The 15,199-nt window shown below is 64.5% G+C and carries 13 protein-coding genes; 3 read left to right on the top strand and 10 right to left on the bottom strand.

Going from position 1 to position 15,199, the window contains the following annotated elements:
• The first annotated feature begins 304 nt into the window (after window positions 1–304).
• Genes exbB through SAZ10_RS27075 form a run of 3 tightly spaced genes read left to right on the top strand, consistent with a single transcriptional unit; the run spans window position 305 to window position 2,658 of the window.
• Window positions 305–1,219: a tonB-system energizer ExbB gene (exbB, locus tag SAZ10_RS27085; protein ID WP_412535306.1), complete on the top strand. Its 915-nt coding sequence runs from the start codon at window positions 305–307 to the stop codon at window positions 1,217–1,219.
• A 12-nt stretch (window positions 1,220–1,231) separates the two neighbouring features.
• The gene (exbD, locus tag SAZ10_RS27080; protein ID WP_318612544.1) at window positions 1,232–1,681 is read left to right on the top strand and encodes a TonB system transport protein ExbD; all 450 of its coding nucleotides are present in this window, start codon (window positions 1,232–1,234) and stop codon (window positions 1,679–1,681) included.
• Window positions 1,678–2,658 carry a TonB family protein gene (locus SAZ10_RS27075; protein ID WP_318612543.1) on the top strand — a complete coding sequence of 327 codons (981 nt, stop codon included), beginning with the start codon at window positions 1,678–1,680 and terminating at the stop codon, window positions 2,656–2,658. Before exbD ends, SAZ10_RS27075 begins: the two co-directional genes overlap by 4 nt.
• Window positions 2,659–2,739: 81 nt before the next feature.
• On the opposite strand, the gene SAZ10_RS27070 is transcribed toward SAZ10_RS27075, so the two are convergent.
• The 10 genes from SAZ10_RS27070 to SAZ10_RS27025 all read right to left on the bottom strand — a co-directional run bounded on the left by SAZ10_RS27070 (window position 2,740) and on the right by SAZ10_RS27025 (window position 15,107).
• Window positions 2,740–4,122, bottom strand: a complete 1,383-nt coding sequence (locus SAZ10_RS27070; protein ID WP_318612542.1) for a GH1 family beta-glucosidase — start codon at window positions 4,120–4,122, stop codon at window positions 2,740–2,742.
• A gap of 14 nt (window positions 4,123–4,136) precedes the next feature.
• Window positions 4,137–5,330: an ABC transporter permease subunit gene (locus tag SAZ10_RS27065; protein WP_318612541.1), complete on the bottom strand. Its 1,194-nt coding sequence runs from the start codon at window positions 5,328–5,330 to the stop codon at window positions 4,137–4,139.
• Complete coding sequence (locus SAZ10_RS27060) at window positions 5,327–6,118, bottom strand: ATP-binding cassette domain-containing protein (RefSeq protein ID WP_318612540.1); 792 nt, start codon at window positions 6,116–6,118, stop codon at window positions 5,327–5,329. Before SAZ10_RS27060 ends, SAZ10_RS27065 begins: the two co-directional genes overlap by 4 nt.
• Before the next feature lie 7 nt (window positions 6,119–6,125).
• On the bottom strand, window positions 6,126–7,193 hold the full coding sequence (locus tag SAZ10_RS27055; RefSeq protein WP_318612539.1) for a sugar ABC transporter substrate-binding protein: 1,068 nt from the start codon (window positions 7,191–7,193) through the stop codon (window positions 6,126–6,128).
• 119 nt (window positions 7,194–7,312) lie between these two features.
• Window positions 7,313–8,344 (bottom strand): LacI family DNA-binding transcriptional regulator, encoded by a 1,032-nt coding sequence (locus tag SAZ10_RS27050; protein ID WP_318612538.1) that lies wholly within the window; start codon window positions 8,342–8,344, stop codon window positions 7,313–7,315.
• A 386-nt stretch (window positions 8,345–8,730) separates the two neighbouring features.
• The gene (locus SAZ10_RS27045; RefSeq protein ID WP_318612537.1) at window positions 8,731–10,746 is read right to left on the bottom strand and encodes an aldo/keto reductase; all 2,016 of its coding nucleotides are present in this window, start codon (window positions 10,744–10,746) and stop codon (window positions 8,731–8,733) included.
• Between the two features lie 41 nt (window positions 10,747–10,787).
• The gene (locus SAZ10_RS27040; RefSeq protein ID WP_318612536.1) at window positions 10,788–11,873 is read right to left on the bottom strand and encodes a sn-glycerol-3-phosphate ABC transporter ATP-binding protein UgpC; all 1,086 of its coding nucleotides are present in this window, start codon (window positions 11,871–11,873) and stop codon (window positions 10,788–10,790) included.
• A gap of 12 nt (window positions 11,874–11,885) precedes the next feature.
• Window positions 11,886–12,695 (bottom strand): carbohydrate ABC transporter permease, encoded by an 810-nt coding sequence (locus tag SAZ10_RS27035; RefSeq protein WP_412535308.1) that lies wholly within the window; start codon window positions 12,693–12,695, stop codon window positions 11,886–11,888.
• A gap of 68 nt (window positions 12,696–12,763) precedes the next feature.
• Window positions 12,764–13,687, bottom strand: coding sequence for a carbohydrate ABC transporter permease (locus tag SAZ10_RS27030; protein ID WP_412535307.1), 924 nt, complete (start codon window positions 13,685–13,687; stop codon window positions 12,764–12,766).
• A 148-nt stretch (window positions 13,688–13,835) separates the two neighbouring features.
• The gene (locus SAZ10_RS27025; protein WP_318612533.1) at window positions 13,836–15,107 is read right to left on the bottom strand and encodes an ABC transporter substrate-binding protein; all 1,272 of its coding nucleotides are present in this window, start codon (window positions 15,105–15,107) and stop codon (window positions 13,836–13,838) included.
• Between the last annotated feature and the right edge of the window lie 92 nt (window positions 15,108–15,199).

Here is a 15,199-nt window from a genome sequence, read left to right as displayed (position 1 = left end):
GTTTCGCCAGCCAGCGTTGGAGATTGGCGAAACCCTTGACGATGGCTGATCTCCCCCCTTGTGGGGGAGATGTCCGGCAGGACAGAGGGGGGCAACGTAGGGCACGTAGTTTTCCGCGGTCTTCGCGCTGGAAGATCGCTTGATGCCGGACACTCCAGGCTGCGGAGGCGGCGCGCGCTGCCCAGGCCTCACCTCACAAATTCCTCGCACGCGGTGATTGATCCATCGTAATAGTTGAGTGTATTTGTCCAGAATTATCTCCGGACGAGCCGAGGACGAATTCGTGGGCAGAGTGACGAGTTGTATGAGCCTTATGAAAGCGGCGAGCCTGGCCGCCGTGCTTCTCTCAGGTCTGTCGATGCCTCCCCAGAGCTTTGCTCAAGAGCAGGCTGCCCAGCCTGCACCGGGGCAAGCCGTTCAGCCCGAAGCCGCAGCACAAGATGCCGTGGAGACTTCGCCGGCCGCCGAGGCAACGCAGGCGGCGCACCCCGCTCCGCCTGCGATAAAGCTCGCTCTGCCCCACAACCTCTCGCCCTGGGGCATGTTCATGAATGCCGATGTCGTGGTGAAGGCGGTGATGATCGGGCTCGCTTTCGCCTCATTCGTCACCTGGACCGTGTGGCTGGCCAAATCACTGGAGCTTCTTGCCGCAAGGATCGCCGCGAGGCGCGCATTTCGATCGATCAGCGAGGCGCTGAGCCTCGCGGATGCAAGCCGCGCGCTCGACGGCAGCAACGGTACCGGTGCCTTACTGGTACGGGCGGCAAGCCAGGAGGTGGAGCTCTCGCAAGGCGCGCTGGCCCATGCCAAGGGCGACGGACTCAAGGAACGCGTCGCCTCGCGCCTGACGCGGATCGAGGCGCAGGCAGGGCGGCGCATGTCACGCGGCACCGGCGTGATCGCCACGATCGGCTCGACCGCGCCGTTCGTTGGCCTGTTCGGTACGGTCTGGGGCATCATGAACGCCTTCATCGGCATTTCGGAAGCGCAGACCACCAACCTCGCGGTGGTCGCGCCGGGCATTGCCGAGGCCTTGCTCGCCACGGCGCTCGGCCTCGTTGCCGCCATTCCGGCAGTCGTCATCTACAACGTCTTTGCCCGCTCCATCACCGGCTATCGGCAGATGCTCGCCGACGTGTCGGCGAGCGTGGAACGGCTGGTGAGCCGCGACCTCGACTTCCGCATGCTGCAGCACCCTGCAGCGCTGGCGGCGGAGTGAGGGAAGCTAGCCATGGCAGCAAGATTGAACGAAAGGTTCGGCGACGAGCTCGAGGAGGCGCATGAGATCAATGTGACGCCGTTCATCGACGTCATGCTCGTGCTGCTCATCATCTTCATGGTGGCCGCGCCGCTGGCGACCGTCGACGTCAATGTCGACCTGCCGGGGTCGACCGCAGCGGCCGCGCCGCGCCCGGAGACGCCGCTCTTCCTGACGCTGAAGCAGGATCTCAGCCTCGCGCTCGGCAATGAAAGCGTGCCGCGTGAAACGTTCGGAACCGTGCTCGACGCCCGCACGGATGGAGACAAGGAGACGCGCATTTTTCTGCGCGCCGACAAGTCGGTCGATTATGGCGACCTCATGGAGGTGATGAACCTGCTCAGCGCCAGCGGCTATCTCAAGGTCGCGCTGGTGGGGCTGGAGACGGCGCCCGGCACGGCGCCGCCGGCGGCAGGTCAGTGACGGCCTATGTCGACATAGGAAGCCGGCCCCAGTCTCTGCCGTCCGCGCGAGAGGCGGGGCTTTGGGTGGGCGCAGGGCTGGTCGTGATGACCACCTATGCCATGATCGCCTATGCCGTGCATACGTTCGTGCCTGCCGAGCCGTCGCCCGAGGCGGCCCAGCCTGCGATGGTGGTCGAGCTGACGCCCCTGCCGGTATCGCAGCCGGAATCGGTCCAGTCGGAGACGCTGACGGAGGAGCGCACCTCAGAGACAGTACCGGTCGAGGAAACTCCCGAAATCATCCCCGAAACGGCGGAACCCGCAGAAGCAGCGCCTGCCGAGGAGGCCGTCAGGCCGGAGGCGATCGCGCCCGAGACACTGAAACCCGAAACCACCGAGCCGGCCACGCAAACGGCGGAACCGGAGACCGTAGCGCCGGAAACACCGGAGGTGGAGGAGCCTGAGACGGTGGAGCCGGAGCTGGCACCGGAAGTCGCAGAGGCGGTGACGCCGGACGTCGCCGTGCCGCTTCCGCAGCCACGCCCCATCGTCGAGGAAAATCCGAAGCAGGCGGAGCCGGCTAGGAGGGCGGAGAAGCCGGCCAGCAAGAAAGCCGAGAAGGAGCCGAGCAGGAAGGAGGTGGCCAAGGCCGAACCCAAGCCCACGCCGAAATCCAATGCGTCCACGGAAAGCCGCGCCTCGAAGGCGCCGACGATCAGCCCGGCCAAATGGCAGTCGAAGGTTCTCGCCTGGCTCAATCGCCACAAGCGCTATCCGCGCGGTGCACGGTCGCGCAAAGAGGAGGGAATGGTGCGCGTGGCTTTTGCCATCGACGAGTACGGCGCCGTGCTCTCGGCCCGCATCGCACGCTCCTCCGGCAACTCCGAGCTCGATCAGGCAGCGCTCGACATGGTGCGCCGCGCCTCGCCGGTCCCGCCCCCGCCGCCGGAGGTGGCTAGGAATATCACGGTGCCGGTGCAGTTCAGCCTGAGGTGATCAATGCTGGTGTGGCTGGATAAATGGGGGTAGCGCCCTTCAGACCCCCCTCTGTCCCGCCAACCTGTTCCGGCTCGCCTACTATGCCGTCGGCATCGTGACGCCCTGTTCTTCAAGCCCTGCGCCTATGCTTTCCCCATTGGTCGCGATCACGCGCTGGTACCAGCGTGCGCTGTCCTTGAAGGTGCGTCGCTGCGTCGCGTAGTCGATGTGGATCAGGCCATAGCGGCGCGAATAGCCGGCCTGCCATTCGAAGGTGTCGATCATCGACCAGGCGATGTAGCCGCGCACATCGACGCCGCGCGCAATGGCTTCGCGGATAGCGGCAATATGACCACCCAGGAATTCGATGCGTTCCTGGTCGCGGATGCGGCCACTCGGATCGACATAGTCGAAGCAGGCGACGCCGTTCTCGGTGATCAGGAGCGGCAGGTCCGTGTATTCGCGGCGGACGCGGGTGAGCACGTCGAGCAGGCCCTCGGGGTTGAAGCCGACATTCATCGCAGTGCGTCGCTCACCCGGATAGGTGAAGAGCGCTTTGCGTTCCGGATCGGTCGGGTCGGCGCGGGTCAGGTGCTGTTCGTAGAAATTGACGCCGAGAAAATCGATCGGGCGGCTGATCGCGGCAAGGTCGCCGTCCCGCACGAAGCCGAAATCGGTGACGGGTTCATAGAACCGGAGGACGTCGTCCGGGTAGGAACCGCGGAACAGCGGATCGAGCAGCAGGCGGTTTTCGAGGCCGTCCTGCCGGCGTGTGGCCGCAATGTCGGCCGGGCTGTTCGTCGCCGGGATCTCCGACACAAGATTGAGGGCGAGCCCGATCCTCCCGGCGACGCTCTCGGCGCGCAGGCGCTCGTTGGCTCGCGCATGCGCCAGCAGCTGATGGTGGATCACCCGCGGCGCCAGGGCCTCGTCGCTGACCCCCGGCGCATGAATGCCGTCGCGGTGACCGACGAAGGCAACGCACCACGGCTCGTTGATCGTGTTCCAGAAGGCAACGCGGTCCCTCATCCTCTCCGCCACCGCGGTCACGTAGTCGGCAAAATAGTCTGTGGTCGCCCGCGACCCCCAGCCTCCCTCATCCTGCAGAGCCTGCGGCAGGTCCCAGTGATAGAGGGTGAGCATCGGCTCGATGCCGCGGACGAGAAGCCCGTCAACCATGCGCTCGTAGTAATCGAGACCCCTTTCGTTCACCGTTCCTTTCCCGTCAGGCACGACGCGCGACCAGGAGACGGAGAAGCGATGCAGCTTGAGGCCGAGCTCGGCGGCGAGGTCGAGGTCGCTCTCGAGCCGGTGATACTGGTCGCCCGCCACGTCACCAGTGTCGCCGCGGACGATCTTGCCCGGCTGGCGGACGAAGCTGTCCCAGATCGACGGGCCGCGGCCGTCCTCGGCCGCGGCGCCCTCCACCTGGTAGGCAGCGGTGGAAGCGCCCCAGAGGAAATTCTGAGGAAAGGCGTTCATGTATCTCTCCGATTTCAGCGGTTCTGTCTGTTGGCGCGCGCCATGGCGTCGATGGCAACGGCGATCACGAGGATCGCGCCGGTGGCAATGTTCTTGGTGCTCGAAGGAGAGCCGAGCAGGTCGAGGCCATTGGCTACGCTGCCAATGACGAGCGCGCCGAGTATGGCGTGATAGATGCGCCCGCGCCCCCCGAACAGGCTGGTGCCGCCGATCACGGCCGCGGCGATGGCGTCGAGCAACAGCGTGCCGCCGCCCGTGCCGATCGACACGGCGAACTGGCGCGAGGCGCTGATGACGCCGCCGAGGCCGGCAAGCGCGGCGATCAGCGAGAAGACGCCTATCCTGACCGCGGCGACCGGGATGCCGGCCCGGCGGGCCGCTTCGGCATGGCCGCCGATCGCGTAGATATGCCGGCCGGTCATGGTCCGCTCGGTGAACCAGGTGAGCGTCAGCACCACCGCACCAAGAAGGAGCAGGATGAAGGGCACGCCGAAATAGGCGTTGAGCGCGGTAATGAAGAGCGCAACTACGAGTGCGAGCGCTGCAAGCCGGAAGGCAGCCCTCCCTGCCGGCTCGTTGTCGAGTCCGGCTTTCTGCCGCAGCGTGCGGCGGCGCAGGACCACGGCCGCGGCGGCAAGCACAACGAGCGCACCGATCGCATAGCCCATCGCAGGACTGAGATAGCCCGAGGCGATGCTGCGGATCAGCGGATCGCGCACCAGCCGCTCGCCGGTCGGCCCGAGCAGGATGAGCTGCACGCCCTGCCAGGCGAGCAGGCCCGCTAGCGTCGCGATGAAGGACGGCACCCTGAACACCACGATGACGAAGCCCTGGAGGAGCCCCAGCAGCGCGCCGGTGACGATCGCCGCCAGCAAGGCCAGCCAGCCCGGCCAGCCATATTCGCTGAGCATCACGCCGAGCACGGCCGCGGCGACGCCCGCGACGGCCCCGAGCGACAGGTCGATCTCTCCGAGAAGCAGCGCGAGCACGACGCCCGAGCCAAGCGTACCGACCACCCCGATCTGCAGAATCAGGTTGGACATGTTGCGCGGCGTCAGGAAATTGGGATTGAGGCTTTGGAAGACGATGGCGATGACGACGAGCCCAGCAAGCACGGGGATCGGCCCCAGCTCGCCGTGACGCAATCTCTCCCGCAGGCGCGCCAGCAAGGCCGGGCGCCCCAGCGCACCATGCGCAATTTCCGTCATGGCCCGGCCTCCGCGAGTTCGTTGCCGCCGGTGATTGCCGCGACCACGTCGTTCCGGTTCGTCTCGTCGACCCGGAAGCTCGCCACGCGACGGCCGAGCCTCAGCACGATGATACGGTCGGCCACGCGAAAGACATCCGACAGATTGTGTGAGATCAGCACGACCGCGAGGCCGCGATCGCGCAATTGCCGGACGAGCCGGAGCACCATCGCGGTCTGCTCGACCCCGAGCGCCGCGGTCGGTTCGTCCAGCAGCACGACCTTCGAGCCCCACAGCACGGCGCGGCTGACGGCCACCGCCTGGCGCTGCCCGCCGGACAGGAAAGAGACCGGCCGTCTCAGCGACGGCAGCTTGACCGCGAGCCCCGACAGGACCTCGATTGCGCGCGCCTCCATCGCGTATTCATCGAGCGGTCTGAGCGGCGGCGGCAGGCTTCGCGGCCCTGTCTCGCGGCCGAGAAAGAGGTTGGCGACGACGTCGAGGTTCTCGCAAAGCGCGAGGTCCTGGTAGACCGCCGAGATGCCCAGCCTGCCCGCGTCCTCCGGCGAGGCGATGTGAACGGGCTGGCCTTCGAAGAGTATCTCACCTTCGTCGGCGCGATAGGCGCCCGACATGATCTTCGTGAGCGTCGACTTGCCGGCGCCGTTGTCGCCGACCAGCGCCACGACTTCCCCGACATCGACCTCGAAATTCACCCCGGAAAGCGCGACGACCGAACCGAAACGCTTGTGGATGTTGCGCAGGGCGAGCCGGTGGCCGCCCTGCGCCGGTGCTTGGGAGAGTGCCACGACCAGCCTACTTGCACTCGGCAGCGGCGGCCGCTGCTTCGACGCAGATGCGCTCGCGAGTGGTGAACCCGTCTGCGATCACCGTTTCCTTGATGTTTTCGCGGGTGACGACCACGGGATCGAGCAGGATGGAGGGGACCTTTCCGGCGCCGTTGTCGACCTCGGTGGTCGCCAGCGCCGCCACCTCATCCTTCTTGCCGGCGGCGAGCAGCAAGGCTGCCTTGGCGGCGGCTTCAGCCTCGGCCTTGATGGCCTTGTAGACGCTCATCGTCTGATCGCCGGCCAGAATGCGCTGGAGCCCGGCATCGGTCGCGTCCTGCCCTGTGACCAGCACCTTGCCGTTGAGGTTTCGTGCGGTGAGCGCTGCAATCACCGCGCCGGCCATGCCGTCATTGGCGACGAGCACGGCATCGACCTTGTCGTCGAGGCTGGTCAGCCCCTGCTCCATCGCGGCCTGTGCCTTGGCGGGGTCGAACTGCGGGATATCCGCTTCATAGCCGAGCACCAGCTTGCCGCTTTGAACCACCGGATCGACGGCCTCGTGCGCGCCTGCCTTGAACTCGCGTCCGGGAGCGATGTCCTGCGAGCCGTTGATGAGGGCAATCGTGCTGCCTTGCGGCAACTTGTCGGCCAGGAACTTCCCTTGCAGCTCGCCGACCTTCTTGTTCTGGAACGACACGAAAAAGTCGGCCGGAGCTCCGGTCAGAAGGCCGTCGTAGGAAAGGACCGGAACCCCTTGCGACTGCGCCTTGTCGACGATCGCCGCGCCCGCAGCCTCGGTGAGCGGCGAAACGACGATCACCTTGGCGCCGTTGGTGAGCGCCGCCTCGGCCTGGCTGACCTGCGTCTCGGCCGACCCCTGCGCATTGTTCGCAATCACCGTGGCGCTCGGGTCGAGCGCCTTCACGGCCGCGATGAAAAGAGGCTTGTCCTGTCCTTCGAAGCGGTCCGCGCAGGTCGAGCACGGCATGAGGAAGGCGATGACCGGGCCGTCCGCCGCTGCCTGCCCGATGCCTGCGGCAGCGGAAACGGCAAGCAGCGAGGCTGCCAGGAATGTGGATTGCAAGCGAGACATGACCAATTTCCTCCCTGGTCGTTGATACCGGCCGCTATGCGGGCCGTCGGTCCGTCAGCTCACTCGGAGCGGCCCCCTGCCCCCCGGTTCTGACAAAGCATGCAGTCGGCGACGATCCGTCAGCCGCGACCTCCCGCGCCGTTCCGCGACGGGACGCTGGAATCACGGACGATCAGATGCGTGCCGATGACTTCCTCCGATTTTTCGATTGGCTTGTTGGCCTTCACGCCGTCGAGCAGCTGCGCCATCGCCCTGGCGCTCATCTCATAAAGCGGGTTGTGAACGGTTGTGAGCCGCGGCTCGGTGAACTCGGCCGACGCGAAGTCGTCGAAGCCTACGACCGATACGTCGTCCGGAATAGCGAGGCCACGTTGCTTCAGAGCGCGCATCGCGCCGACCGCCATCGCGTCGCTTGACGCGAAGAGCGCGTCGAAGCCGACGCCGCGATCAACCAGCGCCAAAGTCGCGGCCTGCGCAGCGGGCGCGGTGAAGGGCGCCTCGATTACCAGCTGCTCGTCGAGCTCGAGCCCGTGCTTGCGGATTGCCTGCCGATAGGCGTCGAGACGTGTCGCGGAGATCGGAAAATCGGGTGTGCCGGCGATGATGGCGAAGCGCCTGCGGCCCACAGCAACCAGATGCGCTACGGCCTCGGCAATGCCCACCGCCTCGTCGGGAATGATGTCGGCCAGCCCGGCATTGAAGCCGTAGTCGTTGAGCATGACAACGGGAAGGCCATCGGCCGCGGCCTTGGCTATCGCCGGCACCTCCTGCTGCAGCGACACCACCATCAGCGCATCCATCGAGCCGTTGTTCAGCTGGTCGGCAAAGCGGGCCATCTCGGCCGGGGAGTGCGGAAAACTGTGCAGTACGAGGCTGAAATGGGTGGCCTGAACCCTCTCCATCGCAGCGCGCAACACCTCGATCATCCAAGGCGAGGTATCGAACGGGGCCAGCAGACCGACCACATTGGCGCGGCCCTTGGCGAGCTGTACCGCACGCGCGCTGCGCACATACCCGACGTCTTCTATTAGCGCCAGCAGGCGCGCCGACGTCTCGGCGTCGACATCCGGACGACCATTCAGAACGCGCGATACAGTCGTCTTCGAGACATTCGCCTCGCGGGCGAGATCACTGATGGTCCATTTACGCATGCGCGGCTGAAATCTCGTCTTATCCCAGAAACCGGTACCGGAATCGGTTCCGGAACCGGTTTCATGATTTCTCGGCCAAAGATTTTGGAAAGTCAATCGTGTTTGGGATCGTGCGGAATCGGCTAGCAGGACAGCGACGGCGGGCAACAAGCGCCCCGAGGCTCAATAACCGGCCTCTTCAGTCTCGGCGCAAGTGACGGATGAGCCGGCGCGCGTCGCGCCCCCCTCTGTCCTGCCGGACATCTCCCCCACAAGGGGGGATGTCCGGCAGGACAGAGGGGGGCGCCGTAGAGCGCGGCGTCGGGATTGTCTCGACGACTGCGCCACAGGAGGAAGCCTGCCGCGCCTCCGCCTACATCACCCTAAGCCGACTAGCATCGCTCGCTTCACCCCCTGTCCAACCATTCGACATCTTCCCGCGAAAGCGAGATATCAAGCGCCTTGAGGCTGTCGTCCAGCTCGTCGAGCGTGCGCGGGCCGATCAGCGGGATCGATGGAAAAGGCTGCGCGAGCACGTAGGCGAGCGCGATGTGGATCGGGCTTTTGCCCAGCCTGGCGGCGAGCTCGACGGCGCGGTCGCGGCGGCCGAAATTTTTCTCCGAGTACCAGACGCGCACCAGCTCTTCATTATCCCGCTTGTCGCGGCCGGCGCGATCGGTGAAGAAGCCCCGCCCCTGGCTCGACCAGGCGAAGTTCGGCATCTGCCGGGCTGTCAGCCAGCCCTTCCAATCGTCGGTCGACGAGGTGATGCAGCCCGGCCAGATCGGCTCCAGCATCTCGGCCAGCGAAAAGTTGTTGGAGAGCGCGCCGGGTTTCTGCTTGCCGGTGCGCTCGGCATAGGCGATCGCCTCGTCCATGCGCTCGCGCGTCCAGTTCGAGCCGCCGAAGGGGCCGCGAATGCGGCCGGCCTTGATCTCCGCGTCCATAGCATCGACGAACTCGCCGACCGGCACGTCCGGGTTGTCTCGGTGCATGAAATAGACGTCGACATAGTCAGTCTTGAGCCGGTCGAGCGATTGCGTGAGCTGCTTGCCGATTACGTCGGGATAGCAGAGCGGCGAGTGTGCCCCCTTCCCGATGACGACGGCCTCACCGCGCACGCCGCGGTTCGATAGCCATTCGCCGAGCAGCTTTTCCGTATAGCCGGCGCCGTAGACGTAAGCGGTGTCGAAGAGATTGCCGCCTGCCTCGAAATAGGCGTCGAGAAGGATCGAGCCCGACGAGAAGGTGCGGAAATCCTCAAAGCCGAGCGCGAGGCGCGATGCGGGCTGGGCGAGCCCCGGAATCTGGCGTTTGGGAATGATGCTGCCGCCGGAGCCCAGTTTGCGGCCCGAAATCGTGTTGACGCGCTTCGATGCCTTCTCGATCTCGTATTCGAGCCCGACCGCCGCCCGCCATTTGTCGAGCACGCGAAGGTTGCCGAGGCTGTCGGCCCAACCCATGCCCGGCCAGGCGAATTCCTGCCGGCCGGCCGAAATCGCTTCGCCTGCGCCGTCGACCTCGAAGGAATAGAGATGGCGCGTTTCGTTGAGGCTGATCGTCTCGGGCCTTCCGTCAGCACGGAACAGGTCGATCCTACCAGGTCCGACATCGCGATTGCCGGCCGCGAACCAGAAATCCGGAACCTCGATGCGGCCCTTCGTACCGAAAATGCGCAGCACATTGTCCTGGTCGAGGGAAATGCTGCAGGAGACTTCCGCGACGATCCCGCCCGGAAAATGCAGCACGGCAGATGCCCATTCGTCGACGCCGGACTGTCCGAGATGTGCGACGCCCGCCACCTTGTCCGGCTCGGCGAAGGGCTTTCCGGTCGCCGCACCCGCGATCAGCCGCGCCATCGAGACCGGGTAGCCGCCGACGTCGAGAATACCGCCGCCCGCGAGATCATTGGCGTAGAGCCTGTGTTCTGGCATGAAGCCTGGCATGGCGAAGCCGAAACTCGACTTCACCATGCGCACCTCGCCGATCGCGCCGGACTTCACCAGCTCGGCAAGCTGCGCGGTCTGCGGGTGCAGCCGGTACATGAAGGCTTCCCCGAGGAAGGTGCCGGCCTTCTTTGCTGCATGGATCATCGCGTCGGCCTCGAAGGCGGTGAGGCCCATAGGCTTCTCGCAAAGCACGTGCTTGCCCGCCTCGGCGGCCTTGATCGCCCATTCGGCATGGCCCGGATGCGGGATCGCGATGTAGATCGCATCGACGCCGGGATCCTTCAGCAGCGCGTCGTAGCTCTCGAGGATGCGGGCACCCGGGAAGGCTTCGGCGAGCCCAGGCTTGGCGGGATTGCGCGTGCCCAGGGCGACGAGCTCGCCGGTGCGCGAGCCGGCGACGCCGCCGGCAAAGGCCCTGGCTATGCCGCCAGGTCCGAGAATGCCCCAGCGGATTTTTCTTTGCGAGGAAGTCATGGCAGTCTCCATAAGCCGCTAGGGCGGATCGTTGAGGGAGGTCAGTGAATACGGGCGCCGCCGGCATCGAAGAGCAGCGCGCGCTCGGCCTTGATTGAAACCGTGAGCAGGTCGCCGTGGCCGCCATGGCGCGAGTCCCCACGCTCGATGATGAGCTCCTCGCTGCCGCTCCTGGCATAGACGTAGCTCACCGAGCCGAGATGCTCCGCGACATCCGCCTTGACGGTGATGTCACAGTCGCCTTGGCCGGCTTCGAAGAAATGTTCGGGCCTGACCCCGATGGTGATGTCGCTGCCGGCCGATGGCAGGGAACCGGTCAGGGGTTTCCTCAGCCGCGCGCCACCGTGGTTGCGAAGCTCCAGGACCGCCACGCCGTGATCGGCTTCGACCATCGTCGCCGAGATGAAATTCATCTTCGGCGAGCCGACAAACCCCGCCACGAACCGGTTCACCGGGTCGTCATAGAGGTCGAGCGGGGCACCGATCTGCTGGACATTGCCGCGATTAAGCACAACGATCCTGTCGGCGAGCGTCATCGCCTCGGTCTGGTCATGCGTGACATAGATCATGGTGACGCCCAATTCCTTGTGGAGCCGCGCGAGTTCCACCCGCATCTGCACGCGCAGTTCCGCATCGAGATTGGAGAGCGGCTCGTCGAAAAGGAACACCTGCGGGTGCCTGACGATGGCGCGACCGATCGCGACGCGCTGGCGCTGCCCACCCGAGAGCTGCTTCGGATACCGGTCGAGCAGCGGTTCGAGCTCGAGGATGCGCGCAGCGTGGCTCACTTGCCTGGCGATTTCGTCCTTTGGCGTGCCGGCAAAGCGCAGCGCAAACCCCATGTTGTCGCGCACCGTCATATGCGGGTAGAGCGCATAGGTCTGGAACACCATGGCGATGCCGCGCTTGGACGGGTCGACTTCGTTCATGCGCTCCCCGCCGATCTCGAGATCGCCAGAGGTGATCGGCTCTAGCCCGGCGATCATGCGCAGCAGTGTCGATTTTCCACAGCCCGAAGGCCCTACGAAGACGACGAATTCCTTGCTTCTTATGTCGAGATCGACACCCTTGATGACTTCGAGGGACCCGAACGACTTGCTTACAGCCCTCAGCTTCACGCTGCTCATATGGTCGCAACCCTATTTGACGGCGCCCAGCATGCCTTCGACAAAGCGGCGCTGGAGCAGAAAGAAGATGATGAGGGTGGGGAGAGTGGCCAGGATCGTTCCAACCATGACGACCCCGAAATCGGGATAGTAGGCCGAGCTCAGCGACTGGATGACGAGTGTGATGGTCTTCTGCTCATTGGTCTGGAGCACGATGAGCGGCCAGAGATAGTTGTTCCAGTTGGCCATGAACACGATGATTACCGCCGCCGCGTAGGTGGACCGCATCACAGGCAGGTAGATATGGAGGAATATCTGCCACTCCTTGAGGCCGTCGATGCGCGCGGCATCGCGAAGCTCGGAAGGGAAGGCCTTCGTCGCCTGGCGGAAGTAGAAGATCATGAAGATCGAGGCGATCGTCGGCAGGATGATGGCGGTGTACGTATTGATGAGCTTCAAATTCGCCATCATGACGAAGAGCGGCACCATGAGTGCTGCGAACGGGATCGAAAGCATCAGCAGCAGGACGCCAAAGATCTTCTCGCGAACACGGCTCCTGAACATCTCGAAGCCGTAGCCGGCGAGCGAGGAGACGGCGAGCGTCAGCACGGTGCCGACGATGGCGAGGAACGCCGAGTTCCAGAAGATGCGCAGCACATCCACTTGCGTGAAGAAGTTGACGATGTTGGTCCAGAGCGCATCGCCGAACGTCGCCTTGCCCTTCAGGACATCGGCGGCCGTATTGGTGCTTGAAACGATCATCCAACAGAACGGGAAGACCGAGATGACGGCGGCGACGATCAGCAAGAGGTAGACGATGGCGCGGCGCAGGACGCCGAGCACGTTGAAGGTGGGGCTCAAGTGGCGCGTCGCGAGCGCCGGTCCGAACCCCGCAGTCTCTCCGGACGCGCTCATGTTCGACTGTCCCTGGAACCGCGCGCGTTCAGGGATCGCTGCGCCGCTCCGTCTGCCTGTTCGCGCATTGGATCGGCTCGAAAACCGCTACGCAGCTTCCGGTCCGACGCCACCATGAACTGGAGGAGGCTCAAGATGCCGACCAGCACCACGATGACGTAGGAAACGGTCGATGCGTAGCCGAAGCTTGGCATGAACTTGAAGGTGAGGTTGTAGATGTAGAGCGAGAGCGTGAGCGTCGAATCCGACGGGCCGCCCAAGGTGATGGTGTTCACCTCATCGAAGAGCTGCAACGTCCCGATGGTCGAGATCACCGAGGTGAAGAGGATGACCGGCTTGAGCATCGGCACGGTGATGTACCAGAAGCGTGCCCAGCCTGGCACGCCATCGATCCTGGCCGCCTCATAGATCGAGCGGTCGATATTCTGCATCGCCGCGAGGTAGAAGATCATGTTGTAGCCGGTCCATCGCCAGGTGATGGCGGCTATGATTACAACCTTGGCCCAGAAGGGATCGCCCAGCCACGGGATCGGGTCGGTGATGATGCCGGCAAAACGCAGGAAGTCGTTGATGACGCCTTCATTGGCGAACATCGACTTGAAAAGGATCGAATAGGCGACAAGCGAGGTCGCGCAGGGCAGGAATATCGCGGTACGGAAGAGGCCGCGGCCCCAGAGCTTGTTATCGTTGAGCGCCACCGCAAAAAGCAGCGCCAGGAGCAGCATGATCGGCACCTGCACGATCAGGAAAGTGAGCGTGTTGCGCAGTGCACGCAGAAAGATCGGGTCCTGCGTCAGGCGGACGATGTTGGCGAAACCGCCGAAGGTGAGGTTCATGCCGCGGCCGACCTGAAAGCTCATCCAGAGCGACCAGATGATCGGGTAGACCATGAAGATGCCGAGGAGCACCAGAGCCGGCATGATGAAAAGCCAGCCATTGATCTGCTCGTCGCGCCCGAGTCTTGCCTGTGCCAAGAGGTGCTCCGGATCCCTGCAGAACGGACGCGTGCCCGCTCGCGGCACGTGTCCCACGGAAAGGGGGCGGGAGGACCGTCCCGCCCCGCAGTCCTTATTGGATCTGCTGCTTCACCTGTGCGCCGATGGCCGCGATGGCATCGTCGAGCGAGCCGCCCTTGGCGAGGGCAGGCGCCTGAGCGACGATCGCCGCGTCGACCTCGTTTGTGAAGATGCCGTAGTTGACGGCCGGAACGGCAGCGAGCCAATCGGAGAAGTTCTGCCAGACTGGCTGACCGCCGAAATAGTCGTCGCTGGCCTTATAGGCTTCGCCGTTACGGGCCGCGAGCAGCGAGCCGAGCGCCCCTTGGCCCACGAGGATCTTCTGATAGAAATCGACGTCCTTGCCCCAGATCTCGGCAAGGAAATCCACTGCTTCGTCCTTCTTTCCCGAAGAGGCAAGGACATACCAGCTCGAGCCGCCCAGGTTGGAAGCGTGGGTCGCACCCTCGACATCAGAAAGCTTCGGGATCGGGGCGACACCCCATTTCCCGGCCTGGTTGGCCGCCTTGATGGTCGCGGTCATCCAAACGCCGGTATTGACCGCGGCGGTTTCGCCGGAGACGAAAGCGCCGGTATATTCGTTCCAGCCCGCGACCGGCTTATAGATGTCGGTCGCCTGGAGCAGCTTGGCATAGGTCCCGAGCGCCGCCTTGAAGGTCGGGCTGCCGGCGATGTCGGGTTTCCCGTCAGGGGTGAAATACCACTTGCCGGCCGATTGCAGCATGATGCGAACGATGCCGGCATCGTTGATGTCGACGCCAAGCAACGGATGGCCGGTCTTTTCCTTGACGGCCTTGCCGATCTCGATGAGCTTGTCCCAGGTGAGATCCTGGAGCGCCGCGGCATCATAGCCGGCCTGCCCAAGGTAGTCGCTGCGGTAGAAGAGGCCGGTGACGCCTGAGTCGAAAGGCAGCGAATAGGTCTGGCCGTTGACGGTGGCAAGCTCGACCTTATAGGGCGCGAAGGCGGAGTAATCGACCTTGCCGTTGAGAGGCTCGAACGCGCCGGGAAACGACTGCAGGTACTTCTGCGCCCCATAGTCCTCGATCAGCACAATATCCGGCAGGCCTTGGGTGGAGCCGGAGGCGAGCTGGGCCTGCAGCTTCTGCTCGAGGTCGGCCTTGGCGAAGTCCACCACGTTGAGAGTGAAGTCAGGGTGCTTGGCCTTATAGCGCTCGCCAGCTTCTTTCATCGTGGCGCCATTGAAATTCGGGTCCCAGCACCAGACAGTCACTTCTGCTGCCGAAGCCGTGGCGATCGACAGCAGGCTGACGCCGAACGCCAAGGCAAGCGCTCTGCGCAACCGCGAATGGATGCGATCCATATACTCCTCCCTTTTCGTTTGCTCTCCTCTTGAGCGGCCCCTAGACTACCGGCCGAAAGGGTTTCGTCGCCTTCAACGGTAATATGGACTTG

The organism is Mesorhizobium sp. BAC0120 (assembly GCF_033542235.1).
In the GTDB taxonomy this organism is placed as follows: domain Bacteria; phylum Pseudomonadota; class Alphaproteobacteria; order Rhizobiales; family Rhizobiaceae; genus JAWRCU01.
The sequence above is the reverse complement of the archived record's forward strand: the minus strand, read 5'-3'. Positions and strand labels throughout refer to the sequence as shown.